Source organism: Novosphingobium malaysiense (genome assembly GCF_000802225.1).
In the GTDB taxonomy this organism is placed as follows: Bacteria; Pseudomonadota; Alphaproteobacteria; order Sphingomonadales; family Sphingomonadaceae; genus Novosphingobium; species Novosphingobium malaysiense.
Window position 1 is genome coordinate 12,933 of sequence record NZ_JTDI01000002.1, and the last position, 13,683, is coordinate 26,615.

The following is a 13,683-nucleotide window of genomic DNA, read 5'->3' on the forward strand; positions in this document are numbered from 1 at the left end:
GTGGTGCGGGAGTCGAATCGTTGAATGTGCGCGGTGTGATCTCCGTGGCTTTGGCAGGTGCGCTGCTCGGCGCGCCGGCAGCGGCTGTGGCCGACGTTATGCAGATCGGCGATTCGGGCGCCCAGTGGATTGCCGGCGGCCCGCCGCCGGGACCGGAAGCGCTGGATTCCGAAGTGGACATGATCGGCGTCGGTGACACGGACAGCGTCCAGGACGCGCCGCTCGCGGTCGATTCCCGGGTGCACCCGCAGTCGATCACCGAAGCGCGCGATGCCGCCGGTCCGGTCCGCTGGCGGGCCCGCGTCGCGCAGCTGGCTGCGAAATACGATATCAGCCCCGCCTTGCTCGAAGCGGTCGTCTGGCAGGAAAGCCGCTGGAACGAACGGGCCGTTTCGCCGGCAGGCGCGCGCGGCCTGGCCCAGCTCATGCCCGGAACGGCCGTGGAGATGGGCGTCGACGCCGGCGATCCGATGGCCAATCTCGAAGGCGGCGCGCGGTATCTGCGCATGCAGCTCGACGCGTTCGGCGGGGACGTCGAAAAGGCGCTGGCTGCCTACAACGCCGGTCCGGCGCGAGTGGAGAAGGCCGGCGGGATACCCGATATCCGTGAAACGAAGCAGTACGTCGCCGCGATCATGGCCCGGCTGACGGATTCGGTCCGGCAGTAGTCCGTCGAGACGGACTGCCCGCCGGACCCCGAAATCATCCCAGCATCTTCCTGGCCATTTCGCGCACTTCGGCGCCCATGTCCTCGCGATCGAGCGCCAGCGCCAGCGTCGCCTCGACGAAGCCGACCTTGGAGCCGCAATCGAAGCGGCGGCCGTTGAAGGTGACGGCGTGGAAGGGTTGCTGGCCGATCAGCTTGGCCATCGAATCGGTGAGCTGGATTTCCCCGCCGGCGCCTTTTCCCTGGCTGGCGAGCAGGCCCATGACCTCGGGCTGGAGGATGTAGCGGCCCGAGACGATCTTGTTCGACGGCGCCTCCGCGACCTTGGGCTTTTCGACCAGTCCCCTGACTTCGGTCAGGTTGCCCTTGCACTCGCCCGGATCGATGACACCGTAGCTGGAGACGTCCTCCATCGGGACCTCGAGTACCGAGACGAGGTTTCCGCCGACTTCGTTGTAGGCTTCGACCATCTGCGCCATGCAGCCGGGCGAGCCGTACATGAGTTCGTCGGGCAGGAAGATGGCGAAGGGCTCGTCGCCGGTCACTGCGCGGGCGCACCAGACGGCGTGTCCGAGGCCCATCGGCACCTGCTGGCGCACGGTGACGAGGTTGCCCGGCTCGATCCGGGTGGGATCGAGCGGGGCGAGGGACTTGCCGCGCCCGTTCATGGTCGCCTCGAGCTCATAGGCGGTATCGAAGTGTTCGACGATCGCCGTCTTGCCGCGTCCGGTAACGAACACGAATTCCTCGATTCCGGCCTCACGCGCTTCGTCCACCGCGTACTGGATCAGCGGGCGGTCCACGACGGGCAGGAGTTCCTTCGGGATCGCTTTGGTGGCGGGGAGGAAGCGGGTGCCCAGGCCCGCGACCGGGAACACGGCTTTGCGGACGGGCTTGCGGAATTTCGAGTCACTCATGGGGTAGTCATTAGCTCCCTTTGTTGCAGTGCAAATAAAGCGATTCGCGCAGCCGCGTGCAACAGTGGTCAGGCCATCTAACGGATGCTGTCATCACAACGCCTCGCTCGCTCAACCGTTGCCGTCATCGCGTTTGCCGCTAAATGGCAACGGATGGACAAGATCATTATCGAAGGCGGAAAACGTCTGTCAGGCACCATCCCCGTGTCGGGCGCAAAAAATGCAGCACTCACCCTGCTGCCCTGTGCCCTGCTGACGGAGGAACCGCTGACTCTGCGCAATCTCCCGCGCCTCGCGGACATCGACGGGTTCCAGCACCTGATGAACCAGTTCGGCGTTTCCACGATGATCGCGGGAAGCCGGCCCGAGGATTTCGGCCGCGTGATGACGTTGCAGGCCACGCGCATCACCAGTTCGGTCGCGCCCTACGATCTCGTGCGCAAGATGCGCGCCTCGATCCTCGTGCTCGGCCCGATGCTGGCGCGCATGGGCGAGGCGACCGTTTCCCTGCCCGGCGGCTGCGCCATCGGCAACCGGCCCATCGACCTGCACCTCAAGGCGCTGGAGGCATTCGGCGCGCAGATCGAACTGGCGGCGGGTTACGTGAAGGCCATTGCCCCGGACGGCGGCCTGCCGGGCGGGCGTTTCTCGTTTCCGGTCGTTTCCGTCGGCGCGACCGAGAACGCGCTGATGGCGGCCGTCCTCGCCAACGGAAAATCGACCCTGCACAATGCCGCGCGCGAGCCGGAAATCGTCGACTTGTGCAATCTGCTGGTGGCGATGGGGGCGCAGATCGAGGGCATCGGCACGTCCGATCTCACCATACACGGCGTGCCGCGCCTGCACGGGGCGACCTACATGGTCATGCCGGACCGGATCGAGGCCGGATCCTATGCCTGCGCCGCGGCCATCACCGGCGGCGAGGTCATGCTCAAGGGCGCCAAGATCGAGGACATGGAAGCGACGGTGCAGGCGTTGCGCGATGCCGGCGTCCTCGTGGAGCCGCGCCCCGGCGGACTGCATGTCGCCGCCGACGGAAAGCTGCGCCCGGTCAATCTCTCGACTGCGCCCTATCCCGGCTTCGCCACCGACATGCAGGCGCAGCTGATGGCGCTGCTGTGCCGGGCGGACGGGACCAGCGTGCTCAACGAGACGATTTTCGAGAATCGCTACATGCACGTGCCCGAACTCAATCGCATGGGCGCGCGGATCGAGACTTCGGGCCGAACCGCGATTGTCCACGGCGTCGAGAAACTGACCGGCGCCGAAGTCATGGCCACCGACCTGCGTGCCTCCATGAGCCTGGTGATCGCGGGTCTCGCTGCGGAAGGGCAGACGCAGGTCCACCGCCTCTATCACCTAGACCGCGGTTACGAGCGGCTGGAGGAAAAACTCGCCCTGGCTGGCGCGCAAGTCGAACGGGTCGGCGGCGATTGAGGAAACCTGATCGGGCCCCGTGCGTTTTTCTTCTGCAACCCAATCATGGAGTTTGGAGGAGTTTCGACATGGGCCTGATCAAGATGGCCGCCGCCGGCGCAGCCGGATACGCGCTCTACAAGTACGCAATCAACAAGGAAGAGAAGGCGGCGCACGCCGGCAATGGGCAGCGTGTGCGCGATGCCGGCCCCGAAAACATGCAGGACACCCCGCAGCGCTGGTCGAAGACCGACGAGGCTATCGACGAAAGCTTCCCTGCGAGCGATCCGCCGGCCACGTACTGATCGCCGGGCTTGCGGTGGAGACGGGCGGCACCTTGCGAGGAAGTCGCCCGCTTCGTCGTGCCCGGCTTACGCGCGAGACACCAGCCAGACCCGGATCGCGCCCGCGAGACCGGGCGGGATCTCTGCCTCAAGCCGTTCGGCATCGATTCGCGCTACCAGTGCGTTGAGCGGCAGGCCCTCTTGCACCGCCGCCGCTTTCAGCAGGTCCCAGAACACCGGCTCCAGGCTGATCGAGGTCTTGTGCCCGGCGATCTCGACCGAGCGCTTGACCGGAGGGTGATAGAGCGGGCTCATGACTTCAGGGTAGCGGGATGCATCGCGGTTGAACATCGCGCGCAGCCAGCCTGGCGCGCGGAACAAGCACGAACCCATAGCCGACGGGCGGACAGGGACACCGACCGATTCCTGCGGCGACCCTGTCGTGTCCCCATCAATACATGTGCTGGCCGCCGTTGATGCTCATCGTCGAGCCGGTCACGAAAGCGGCGTTTTCCGAGCACAGGAAAGCGACGCCGCGCGCGATCTCGTAGGCGTGGCCCAGGCGCCCCACCGGGATCTTGGCGACGATCTTTTCCAGCACCGGTTCCGGCACGGCGGCGACCATGTCGGTGTCGATATACCCCGGCGCAATGGCGTTCACAGTGACCCCGAACTTGGCGCCTTCCTGCGCCAGCGCCTTGGTGAAACCATGAATGCCGGACTTTGCGGCGGCGTAGTTGACCTGACCGTACTGCCCGGCCTGGCCGTTGATCGAACCGATGTTGACCACGCGGCCCCACTTGCGCTCACGCATGCCGGGGAAGCAGGCCTTGGCCATGTTGAAGCACCCGCCGAGGTTGATTCGCATCACCTCGTTCCAGTCCTCGAAACTCATCTTGTGGAGCACGCCGTCCCGCGTAATGCCGGCATTGTTCACGACGATGTCGATCGGGCCGACTTCCTCGGCCACACGGGCGCAGCCTTCCAGCGTCGCCTCATGATCGCCGACGTCCCACTTGTAGGCGGGAATGCCGGTTGCCGCCGTAAACGCCTTGGCCTTTTCGTCATTGCCGGCGTAATTTGCGACGACAGAATGACCTCTGTCTTTCAGGGCCAGCGAAATCGCTTCGCCAATTCCCCTCGTCCCTCCCGTAACAATTGCAACACGCGCCATATCGAGCCTTTCGCTGGTGTCTCTCCACCCACGACAGTGCTAGGAAATGGCAAGTAATTGGGCAAGTCCGCTTTGGCGCTATTCGAAGGCTGTTCGGCGCACGGAGCTTGAATTTCTTGCAAGGCCCGTTGCCCGAATCAGAAGCGGAACTGGGTGCCCACGTAGACGGCCTGGCTGTCCTGCCTGCCGTCGGTCAACGGCAAGAGACGTTCGCGGTCCTGGGAATAGCGAACGCCGGCCGTCACGTTGAGATTGTCGGTCACGCGATAGGCGCCGCTCAGGTCCACCTCACCCGAGTCCCCGGCAAAGGTGCGTGGCGCACGGCCGGTGGCGCGTTTCTCGTCGATCGAAAGGCGGGTGCTGAACCGGGGGTTGCCGATGTCCTCCGCGCCCGGCTGCAGGCTGAATTTCTTGAGCTCAGGTGCCTCGGCCAGAGGCTTGTCCGCCGTCTTCGGCACAAGGTCCTGTGCGAAGTTCTGATAGCCGCGCGAAACGCCCAGGTTGAATGCCGTGGATGGTATGCGCAGGCGGCCGGGTTCGCTTGTCGACTTGGCGACTTCTGGCGTTCCGTGCACGATGATGGCCTTGGCCGCTTCCGGGTCTACGCGAACGGCAACCGTCACCGACCGGTCGGGGCGGTTGGGGGTGCCCGCGGGCGTGAAGGGGAAGCGCTCTCCCTTAGCCAGTGATCGCATCGCGATCACGCGGGAGAGATTCTCGGGAGAGGCTTCGGGATCGAGCGAATCGATGGGGGCGCTCTGCCCGGAGAGAGTGGCAACGGTCGAAGAAAACGCCATCACCGCGCTCGGTAGAGCGAGCACGCCGACACTGGCTGCAATCATTGCACCGGCTTTCATGCCGCCTCTCGACGCAATTCTGCGCTCCGAAACCATCGTCCAGCCCTGTTGCCTGTCACGTTAACCGACCGCGCCGGCCCATTGGGAACCGCTACGATCGTGCCCTGATTATGATGGTCATGCATTAACACAGCCTGATCGCGCGGGCGAGAGCGGAGTGCGGCTTTGCATCCAGCGGCGTGCGGCACGGTGTTCAGCGGCGGTTTAGGGTGGACGGCCGAGGAACGCGCACTTGCCGCCCCGGCAGTGGCGGTTATAGAGGCGAGTGAAGGCAGGCGCCGGGTTCCGGCTCCCGCCAGAAAAGATCAGGAACTGGGAACGACAATGACAGGCAGCACCGATACCGGCTTTTTCTCCGCGCGCGCGCTCGTCACCTCGGCCGTCTGCGCCACGGCGGCGCTCGCCCTGGCCGGCTGCGGCGGCAAGAAGCAGACCGGCGCGGTCATGGCGCCTTCGCAAGTGACGACGATCGGCGTGAACAGCTACCTGTGGCGCGCCAGCCTCGATACGCTTTCGTTCATGCCACTGCTCCAGTCTGACAGTGCAGGCGGCGTCATCGTCACCGACTGGTACACCAACCCCAAGGATCCCAGCGAGCGGGTCAAGGTTTCGGTGCTGATTCTCGATCAGGACCTGCGGGCCGATGCACTCAAGGTCACCGCCGTGCGTGAAGTCGCGCAGAACGGTGGCTGGACGCCGGCGCCGGTTCAGGCCGCGACCGTGCAGAAGCTCGAGGACATCATCCTTACCCGCGCCCGCGACCTGCGCCGCAACTCGATGGGCGGCTGATTCCGGCCGGGGCGATCCTTTTGGCGGGCGCGAAGGCCCGCAGGAGACTAGACTGACATGAGTGAGCGGTTCGATCCGGCTCAGGCGGACACGCGCTGGCAGGCTGCGTGGGACGATGCGCAATGCTTCAAGGCGGACGATGCGAGCGCAAAGCCGCGCAGCTACGTCCTTGAGATGTTCCCCTATCCTTCGGGGCGTATCCACATCGGCCACGTGCGCAACTACACGATGGGCGACGTGCTGGCGCGCTACAAGCGCATGAAGGGCTTCGAGGTCCTGCATCCGATGGGCTGGGACGCCTTCGGCATGCCGGCCGAGAACGCCGCCATGGAAAAGGGCGTGCACCCCGGCGGCTGGACGCGCGAGAACATCGCCAACATGAAGGCGCAGTTGAAGCGCCTCGGCTTCGCGCTCGACTGGAGCCGGGAACTCGCGACCTGTGAGCCGGAATACTACGGTCACGAGCAGGCGCTGTTCCTCGATCTTTACGAAGGCGGTCTCGTCTACCGCAAGGAATCGGCGGTCAACTGGGACCCGGTCGACCAGACCGTGCTCGCCAACGAACAGGTGATCGACGGGCGCGGCTGGCGCTCGGGCGCGCTGGTGGAGAAGCGCAAGCTCAACCAGTGGTTCCTCAAGATCACCGACTTCGCCGATGAACTGCTCGAAGGTCTGGGCTCGCTCGACAAGTGGCCGGAAAAGGTCCGGACCATGCAGGAAAACTGGATCGGCAAGAGCCAGGGCCTGCAGTTCCGCTTCAAGCCGGCCAACTTCGATTCGGAAATCGAAGTCTATTCGACCCGCCCGGACACGATCTTCGGTGCCAGCTTCGTTGCCGTTGCCGCCGAACATCCGGTGGCGCAGCAGGTTGCGGCGAACTCGGCCGACGCGCAGGCCTTCATCGAGGAGTGCAAGCGTGGCGGTACCACCGCGGCCGAACTGGAGACCGCGGAGAAGCTTGGTTTCGATACCGGTTTCAAGGTGCGGCACCCGTTCACGGGCGCCGAACTGCCCGTGTACATCGCCAATTTCGTGCTGATGGAATACGGCACCGGTGCGGTCATGGCCGTGCCGGGTCACGACCAGCGCGACTTCGAGTTCGCCACGAAGTACAAGCTGCCGATCCTGCGCGTTGTCGCGGCCAGTGCCGACGACGCCGACAAGCCCTTCGAAGGCGAGGCGGAAGCGGGCGACGGCGTGTGTGTGCATTCGGACTTCCTCAATGGCATGAGCGTGGAAGAGGCCAAGGCCGCCGTGATCGCCCGCGCCGAAAGCGAAGGCTGGGGCGAGGGCAAGACGGTCTGGCGCCTGCGCGACTGGGGCGTTTCGCGCCAGCGTTACTGGGGCACGCCGATCCCGTTCATCCACTGCGAAGTCTGCGGCGTCGTGCCGGTGCCCAAGAAGCAGCTTCCGGTGACGCTGCCCGAGGACGTCGATTTCGCGACCCCCGGCAATCCGCTGGTGCGCCATCCGACCTGGAAGCATGTCGACTGCCCGCAATGCGGCAAGGCCGCCCGTCGCGAGACCGACACGCTCGACACCTTCGTCGACAGTTCTTGGTATTTCCTGCGCTTCGCCAGCCAGCCCGAGGATCGGCCGTTCGATCCGGCGCAGATTGCGCAGTGGCTGCCGGTCGAGCAGTATATCGGCGGTATCGAGCATGCGATCCTGCATCTGCTCTACGCCCGGTTCTGGACCCGCGCGTTGGCCCACATCGGCAAGATCGATGTGAAGGAGCCGTTCGCCAGCCTGTTCACACAGGGCATGGTCACGCACGAGGTCTATTCGCGCAAGGCAGACGGGCGCGAGATCTACTTCGGCCCTTCGGAAATCGAGCGGACCGCCGATGGCGCGACGCTGAAAGAGGATGGCCAGCCGGTCACGGTCGGCAAGGTCATCAAGATGTCCAAGTCGAAGAAGAACGTGGTCGATCCCGACGAGATCGTCGCGACCTACGGCGCCGACGCGATCCGCTGGTTCATGCTTTCCGACAGCCCGCCCGAGCGCGACCTGCCCTGGTCCGAAGCGGGTATCGAAGGCTGTGCGCGCTTCGTCCAGCGCCTGTGGCGTCTGTTCGGGCAGCACGACGCAACGGCTGAAGGCGAAGACAAGGCCATCGACCGCAAGACACACCAGACCGTCGCCGCCGTTGCCGAAGACATCGAATTGCTCGGCTTCAACAAGGCTGTCGCGCGCATCTACGAGCTGACCGGCGCGGTCGAGAAGGCCAAGCCTTCCGCCAGCCGTTCCGCCGCGATCCGCACCCTGTTGCTGCTGATCGCGCCGATGATGCCGCACCTCGCCGAAGAGGCCTATGCAACCTTCGGCGAGGGCCTCGTTGCCGATGCCGCTTGGCCGGAAGTCGATCCGGCGCTGCTCGTCGAGGACGAAGTGACCATCGCCGTGCAGGTGAAAGGCAAGCTGCGCGATACCCTGACCGTCGCCAAGGGCACGGCCAGGGAAGAGCTGGAGGCGCTTGCCCTCGCCAGCGAGAAGGTGCAGCGTGCCCTCGATGGAGCAGAAATCCGCAAGGTGATCGTCGTGCCCGACCGTCTGGTGAACCTCGTCGCGTGAGAGTAGTGATCGCCCTTGCCGCTGCCTTGGCGCTGGCCGGCTGCGGCCTGCGCCCGATGTATGCAGGAGGCGGGAACGGCGCTGTTGCGCGCGGACTTTCCGACGTTCAGGTTTCCGCTATCGAGGGACGCGCCGGCTGGCTGGTGCGCAATGCCCTTGTCGACCAGCTTGGTACGAATGGCAGCGGGGCGTCGCCGCGCTACCGGCTCGACGTCCGCCTCGACGACAATCTCGAAGGCTTCGCGCTCCTGTCGGATGATACCATTGGCCGCGAACGGCGGACCCTGCGTGCCCGTTACCAGCTCGTCGACCTCTCGAGCGGCGACGTCGTGCTCGATGCAACCGCCGGATCGGATGCCGGCATCGACGTCGTCTCGTCCGACTATGCGACCATTGCGGCCGAGCAGACCGCGCTGGAGAACCTTTCCAAGGATGTCGCCAGCCGCATCGTTACCAGCATCGCCCTGCGCCTGCGCGGCGACACGGCGCAATGAGCCGATGACCGGGGTTTCGTGAAGGCGACGCAGAAGGACTTCGGCGGGCTCGCGGCCCGTGCCGCCAGGGAGGCCCGGGTCTTCTTCTTCTGCGGACCCGATGAAGCCGGGGCAACCGACGCCGCTGCCCGGATCGTCTCGATGTTGCCCGATCCGGGCGAGCGGGTGGAAATGGCGGGGTCGGACCTGCGCAAGGACCCGGTCAGGCTCGGTGACGAGGCCCGTTCCAATTCCCTTTTCGGCGGCACGCGCCATATCTGGGTACGCGCGCAGGGGGACGAGGCGCATGACGCAGTTGCCGTCCTGCTCGAAAACGCAGTGGAAGCCTGCCCCGTCCTCATTGTCGCCACCGGCGCCACCGACAAGTCGCGTACGGCCAAGCTGCTTGCCAACCGGCCCGATGGCCTTGTCGCCATGTTCTATCCGCCGGACCTCGGCTCGGTCACCGCTTCGGTCCGCACGATGGCCAATGCCGCGGGGCTCAAGCTCGGCAGCGAGATTGCCGAGCGCATTGCGCGCGCCTCGGGCCTGGACACCCGCATTGCTCGCTCCGAGGTGACCAAGCTCGCGCTTTATCTCGACGCGACAGCGGAAACGCCGCGGCCTGTATCGCCGGCTGATCTGGACGCCGTGGGCGCGCGGACCGAGGATGACGGCTTTGCTCCCCTGGTCGATGCCGTTCTCGGCGGCCAGCGCGACGCCATCGGTCCCGAACTCAAGCGGATGCGGGAACTTGGCCTCAATCCGGTCGGCCTTTTGCTTGCGTTCGAACGCCGCGTGGCCCAGCTTGCCGCTCTCAACGCCAGGCTTGGGCGGAATCCCGATGTTTCGGGTTTCCTCAAGGCCGAGGCCGGCGCCCGGCGCATCTTCTGGAAGGACCAGCCGGCGCTCGCTGTCCAGCTCAAGACTTGGCGTGGCCCGCGGCTGGAACGCCTCGTCGCAAGACTTGTTGCCTTGCACCAGTCCCTTATGGCCAATAGTCAGGACAGCGATTTGTTTCTGGCGGAAGGGTTGTTGACGATTGCCCGGACAGCGGGTGCCAGGCCCAATCAGCCAATGCACAAGGCAATCTGAGTTTCAATCTTTTCACAGTTGCTTGGTCGGTAGTTGCGTGACAAGAACTATTGCGATCAACCATTGAATTGGTGGCAGTAGTCGAGGCTGGAGGGTTAGCGGCCACGACAATGAGGACAGGGAGTATTCAACAGATGAACGCGCCGGTTGCCGTGCGTCCAGTAGTTGCGGACACGTCAGGCGTCGACGATCTTCTGGTTGCGCCCTCGCGCGAAAGGCGCCGTCTGCAGTGCTATCTTGCCCTTCTTGTCGGCGACGTCATTTCGCTGGTTATCGGCTTTTGTGTCATCGGGTACATTTTCGCCGCCTGGGAAGGGGTGGGGGATTCACTGGTCCATGTGCAGCTCATCCTGCCGATCTTCGTGACGCTCGGCCTGTACAATGGCGCCTATTCGATCCATGCGCTGCGCGAAGCGTGGACCGGGATATTCCGCGCCATGCTGGCAATTGTCATTGCCATGGCGGTCGTCATCTTCGTGCAGTTCCTCATCAAGCCGGACACCGACTTCTCCCGCTCCGTGTTCAACGGCGGGGCCTTGGCGGCAATGCTGGCGATGGGATGGACTCGCCTGCAATTGCGCAGCTTCGTGACCTGGCGGTGTGGGAACAGCGTCACCAATGAACTGATCATCGACGATGGCGGTCCGCAGGTGAAATTGCGCGGCGCGATCCGGATTTCGGCTGCCGCGATGGACTTGCGGCCTGACTTGAAGGACCCCAACGCTCTCGACCGGCTGGGCCTGGTCATGCGCAATATCGATCGCGTGATCGTGAGTTGTCCTGCCGGGCGGCGTGTCGATTGGGCGATGATGCTCAAGGGCGCCAATGTCGATGGCGAGGTGCTCGACGACGAAGTCGCACGCCTCGGTGCGCAAGGGGCTCGCGTCGTCGGCAATCACGGCCTGCTGCTCGTCTCGGCCGGACCGCTGGGAATGCGCGACCGTGCGATCAAGCGCCTGTTCGATCTTGCCTTTGCCGGCGCGGCGATCGTCGCCCTGTCGCCGTTGCTGATCTTCGTCGCCCTGGCGATCAAGCTGCAGGACGGTGGTCCGGTATTCTTCATGCAGCGGCGCATGGGGCGGGGGAACCGCTTCTTCAACATGTACAAGTTTCGGTCCATGACGCAGTCGCAATGTGACAGTGACGGCAACCAGTCGGCGTCGAAGGACGACAAGCGTATTACCCGGGTCGGCAGGTTCATCCGCCGTACCAGTATCGACGAATTGCCGCAGCTCTTCAATGTATTGCTGGGCGACATGAGCCTCGTCGGTCCACGCCCGCACGCCACAGGCTCGCTGGCGGGCGAGAAGCTGTTCTGGGAAGTGGACCACCGCTACTGGCAGCGGCACTGCCTCAAGCCCGGGCTGAGCGGCCTTGCCCAGATCCGGGGCTATCGCGGTGCCACGGACCACGAATCCGACCTGGTCAACCGTCTTCAGTCCGACCTCGAATATCTCGAGGGCTGGACGATCATGCGCGATATCAAGATCATATTCCTGACGCTGCGCGTTCTCGTCCACGACCGCGCATTCTGATCATTTCATTGCCTGCCGCTGCGACCGGCCGGCAGAGGGGTCTCAGTTCTGCTTGGGGACGGTGAATGTGCCCGAAACGCGTCCGCCAGATGCCGAGGAAACGCCGCTCTTGAGGTCGATGACAAAGCGGCCGCCGCGCAGCGTATCGCCATTGCCGCGCTTGAGCGTGGCGTTGCCGGACATCGTGATGATCTTCTTGTTGAAGTCGTAGACGGCAACGTCGCCCGTCGCGCGTTCGTTGCCGCGTGCGACCACGACGCCGCCGCTGGCGGTAATGCGCTGTATTTGAAGAGATCCCGCATCGGTAAAATTGACAACGGTTCGCGCGGCCTGCAGGCGCAGATCGCCTTGACGCACGTCGACACTGCCGGACAGGACCACCCGGTTCTGCTTGTCCTGCAGTTCGATGCGATCGGCAGCGTAGTTCACGGGCGCGCTCGTGTCGTGGCCGGGAAAGACCTGTGCAGCCAGTTGCGGCACGCCGAAGGCGGTCGTCGCGATCAGGGCGGCGGCCAGACTTGCACGAACCGGCAGAGGGCGCAGGCGACGACGCGTCATTTGGGAATCCTCATCTTGCCGGGCGTCATCTGCAGCCGGGCATTGCCTTCCAGGGTTACGGTCCGGTTCTCGAGATCCGCCTTCATCGAATTGGCGCGGAACGTGCCGGTCGGAACCGCTCCTTCGACGCCCCCCGATCCCACGGCGACCTTCTGCTTGAGGTCCACCGCGACATTGCGCGTCGTCATGCGATAGCCGTCCGGCGCCGAAAACGCGACGGGACCGGAAATGTCGATCTTCTCGGTGTCGTAGTTGTAGGCTCCGCGGGGCGCTTCCACGCGCGCCGGACCATCCTGCAATTCCATAAGCGCGGCAAGATCGAGCATTTCCACGATGGGCGTGGCCGCGGACTTCTGTACGGCCGTGCCTGCGGTAACCCGGAAGTCGCGCCCGTTCTTGTCCTGGCCCAGATAGGTTGCGTCCTGCACCTTGAGCCGCTCCGTCGTGACAGCGACCTTGTTGCGATCGAGCAGAAAACTGATTTCGCCGCGTGGAGAGAGCGGCACCAGAATCATCACCGCCGCGACAAGTCCGATCAGCGCCGGCAGCGCCTTGGCCAGAAAAGCGATCAGCCGATCATGCGAACCACCCGGCGCGGCGAAATGCCGGCGACGGTTGCGGATCTTGATGGCTTCCACCGACATGGTCGATCAGGCTCCGGTTGAACGGCGCGGGGTTCAGGCCGCTTCGTGGCTGAAGATGTCGTGATCCGGCCAGCCGGCAAGGTCAAGCCGGGCGCGCGCCGGAAGGAAATCGAAGCAGGCCTGTGCGATCTCGGTGCGGTTTTCACGCGCAAGGCGCTGGATCAGGATTTCGTGCATGGCGTGCAGATAGCGCACGTCCGAAGCCGCATAGTCCTTCTGTGGATCCGTAAGTTCTGGCGCGCCCCAGTCACTGGACTGCTGCTGCTTGGAGACATCCTTGCCGAGCAGTTCGCGGACCAGGTCCTTGAGGCCGTGGCGGTCGGTATAGGTGCGTACCAGCTTGCTGGCGATCTTGGTGCAAAAAACCGGCGCGGCCATCACGCCCATGTAGTGCTCGATAGCGGCAAGGTCGAACCGCGCGAAATGATAGAGCTTGAGCCGTGCGGGATCGGCCAGGACCGCCTTGAGGTTGGGTGCGTCGTAAGCGCTTCCGGGCGCGAAGCGCACGAGGTGTTCGTCGCCCTGGCCATCCGAAATCTGGACCACGCATAGGCGATCGCGTGGGGTAATCAGCCCCATCGTCTCTGTGTCGACGGCAACGGGCCCCGGCGCAAGGACGCCTTCGGGGAGATCTTCTTCGTGGAGATGGACAGCCATGGTGCGAAAATGCTTAGGGAATGGCCCAGTGTTTCGCAATGGG

At 64.6% G+C, this 13,683-nt stretch carries 15 protein-coding genes; 8 read left to right on the forward strand and 7 right to left on the reverse strand.

The features are described 5' to 3' along the window. Window positions 1–20: 20 nt before the first annotated feature. Window positions 21–668 (forward strand): lytic transglycosylase domain-containing protein, encoded by a 648-nt coding sequence (locus LK12_RS04985; protein ID WP_039280450.1) that lies wholly within the window; start codon window positions 21–23, stop codon window positions 666–668. 34 nt (window positions 669–702) lie between these two features. Here LK12_RS04985 and LK12_RS04990 read toward each other — a convergent pair whose 3' ends face one another. Further along, window positions 703–1,584, reverse strand: coding sequence for a UTP--glucose-1-phosphate uridylyltransferase (locus LK12_RS04990; protein ID WP_039280452.1), 882 nt, complete (start codon window positions 1,582–1,584; stop codon window positions 703–705). 153 nt (window positions 1,585–1,737) lie between these two features. On the opposite strand from LK12_RS04990, the gene murA reads away from it, so the two are divergent. After that, window positions 1,738–3,021, forward strand: a complete 1,284-nt coding sequence (gene murA, locus LK12_RS04995; RefSeq protein ID WP_039280454.1) for a UDP-N-acetylglucosamine 1-carboxyvinyltransferase — start codon at window positions 1,738–1,740, stop codon at window positions 3,019–3,021. A 68-nt stretch (window positions 3,022–3,089) separates the two neighbouring features. Beyond that, entirely contained in the window at window positions 3,090–3,305 is a 216-nt protein-coding gene (locus tag LK12_RS05000; RefSeq protein WP_039280455.1) for a hypothetical protein, read from the forward strand. Window positions 3,306–3,371: 66 nt separating this feature from the next. Here LK12_RS05000 and LK12_RS05005 read toward each other — a convergent pair whose 3' ends face one another. From LK12_RS05005 to LK12_RS05015, 3 genes are all read right to left on the reverse strand, one after another. Then, window positions 3,372–3,599, reverse strand: coding sequence for a ribbon-helix-helix domain-containing protein (locus LK12_RS05005; RefSeq protein ID WP_039281446.1), 228 nt, complete (start codon window positions 3,597–3,599; stop codon window positions 3,372–3,374). Between the two features lie 136 nt (window positions 3,600–3,735). Continuing rightward, the gene (phbB, locus tag LK12_RS05010) at window positions 3,736–4,458 is read right to left on the reverse strand and encodes an acetoacetyl-CoA reductase (RefSeq protein WP_039280456.1); all 723 of its coding nucleotides are present in this window, start codon (window positions 4,456–4,458) and stop codon (window positions 3,736–3,738) included. Between the two features lie 137 nt (window positions 4,459–4,595). Further along, on the reverse strand, window positions 4,596–5,315 hold the full coding sequence (locus tag LK12_RS05015) for a hypothetical protein (protein ID WP_231568250.1): 720 nt from the start codon (window positions 5,313–5,315) through the stop codon (window positions 4,596–4,598). 324 nt (window positions 5,316–5,639) lie between these two features. Here LK12_RS05015 and LK12_RS05020 point away from each other — a divergent pair, with 324 nt between their 5' ends. From LK12_RS05020 to LK12_RS05040, 5 genes are all read left to right on the forward strand, one after another. Then, on the forward strand, window positions 5,640–6,104 hold the full coding sequence (locus tag LK12_RS05020; RefSeq protein WP_039280458.1) for a DUF3576 domain-containing protein: 465 nt from the start codon (window positions 5,640–5,642) through the stop codon (window positions 6,102–6,104). Between the two features lie 57 nt (window positions 6,105–6,161). Then, a complete protein-coding gene (gene leuS / locus LK12_RS05025) occupies window positions 6,162–8,678 on the forward strand; it encodes a leucine--tRNA ligase (protein WP_039280459.1) in 2,517 nt (838 codons plus the stop codon). Then, a complete protein-coding gene (gene lptE, locus LK12_RS05030) occupies window positions 8,675–9,172 on the forward strand; it encodes an LPS assembly lipoprotein LptE (RefSeq protein WP_039280460.1) in 498 nt (165 codons plus the stop codon). The genes leuS and lptE overlap by 4 nt, the downstream gene beginning before the upstream one ends. A gap of 18 nt (window positions 9,173–9,190) precedes the next feature. Then, window positions 9,191–10,246 carry a DNA polymerase III subunit delta gene (gene holA, locus LK12_RS05035; RefSeq protein WP_039280462.1) on the forward strand — a complete coding sequence of 352 codons (1,056 nt, stop codon included), beginning with the start codon at window positions 9,191–9,193 and terminating at the stop codon, window positions 10,244–10,246. Between the two features lie 134 nt (window positions 10,247–10,380). Continuing rightward, window positions 10,381–11,781, forward strand: a complete 1,401-nt coding sequence (locus tag LK12_RS05040) for an exopolysaccharide biosynthesis polyprenyl glycosylphosphotransferase (RefSeq protein WP_039280463.1) — start codon at window positions 10,381–10,383, stop codon at window positions 11,779–11,781. Window positions 11,782–11,823: 42 nt separating this feature from the next. Here LK12_RS05040 and LK12_RS05045 read toward each other — a convergent pair whose 3' ends face one another. The 3 genes from LK12_RS05045 to LK12_RS05055 are packed head-to-tail and all read right to left on the reverse strand — an operon-like array spanning window position 11,824 to window position 13,640. Continuing rightward, complete coding sequence (locus LK12_RS05045; RefSeq protein ID WP_039280465.1) at window positions 11,824–12,339, reverse strand: LptA/OstA family protein; 516 nt, start codon at window positions 12,337–12,339, stop codon at window positions 11,824–11,826. Next, window positions 12,336–12,983 (reverse strand): LPS export ABC transporter periplasmic protein LptC, encoded by a 648-nt coding sequence (gene lptC, locus LK12_RS05050; RefSeq protein ID WP_039280466.1) that lies wholly within the window; start codon window positions 12,981–12,983, stop codon window positions 12,336–12,338. Before lptC ends, LK12_RS05045 begins: the two co-directional genes overlap by 4 nt. A gap of 33 nt (window positions 12,984–13,016) precedes the next feature. After that, entirely contained in the window at window positions 13,017–13,640 is a 624-nt protein-coding gene (locus LK12_RS05055; protein WP_039280469.1) for a ribonuclease D, read from the reverse strand. Window positions 13,641–13,683: the final 43 nt, after the last annotated feature.

What these genes read in the sequence shown, in the direction of transcription:
- LK12_RS05040 (WP_039280463.1), top strand. Translation starts at nt 10,381, where the DNA reads ATGAACGCGCCGGTTGCCGTGCGTCCAGTAGTTGCGGACACGTCAGGC.
- LK12_RS05005 (WP_039281446.1), bottom strand. Translation starts at nt 3,599, where the DNA reads ATGAGCCCGCTCTATCACCCTCCGGTCAAGCGCTCGGTCGAGATCGCC.
- LK12_RS05055 (WP_039280469.1), bottom strand. Translation starts at nt 13,640, where the DNA reads ATGGCTGTCCATCTCCACGAAGAAGATCTCCCCGAAGGCGTCCTTGCG.
- leuS (WP_039280459.1), top strand. Translation starts at nt 6,162, where the DNA reads ATGAGTGAGCGGTTCGATCCGGCTCAGGCGGACACGCGCTGGCAGGCT.
- LK12_RS05045 (WP_039280465.1), bottom strand. Translation starts at nt 12,339, where the DNA reads ATGACGCGTCGTCGCCTGCGCCCTCTGCCGGTTCGTGCAAGTCTGGCC.
- lptC (WP_039280466.1), bottom strand. Translation starts at nt 12,983, where the DNA reads ATGTCGGTGGAAGCCATCAAGATCCGCAACCGTCGCCGGCATTTCGCC.
- murA (WP_039280454.1), top strand. Translation starts at nt 1,738, where the DNA reads ATGGACAAGATCATTATCGAAGGCGGAAAACGTCTGTCAGGCACCATC.
- LK12_RS05020 (WP_039280458.1), top strand. Translation starts at nt 5,640, where the DNA reads ATGACAGGCAGCACCGATACCGGCTTTTTCTCCGCGCGCGCGCTCGTC.
- LK12_RS04990 (WP_039280452.1), bottom strand. Translation starts at nt 1,584, where the DNA reads ATGAGTGACTCGAAATTCCGCAAGCCCGTCCGCAAAGCCGTGTTCCCG.
- LK12_RS05015 (WP_231568250.1), bottom strand. Translation starts at nt 5,315, where the DNA reads ATGAAAGCCGGTGCAATGATTGCAGCCAGTGTCGGCGTGCTCGCTCTA.
- phbB (WP_039280456.1), bottom strand. Translation starts at nt 4,458, where the DNA reads ATGGCGCGTGTTGCAATTGTTACGGGAGGGACGAGGGGAATTGGCGAA.
- LK12_RS05000 (WP_039280455.1), top strand. Translation starts at nt 3,090, where the DNA reads ATGGGCCTGATCAAGATGGCCGCCGCCGGCGCAGCCGGATACGCGCTC.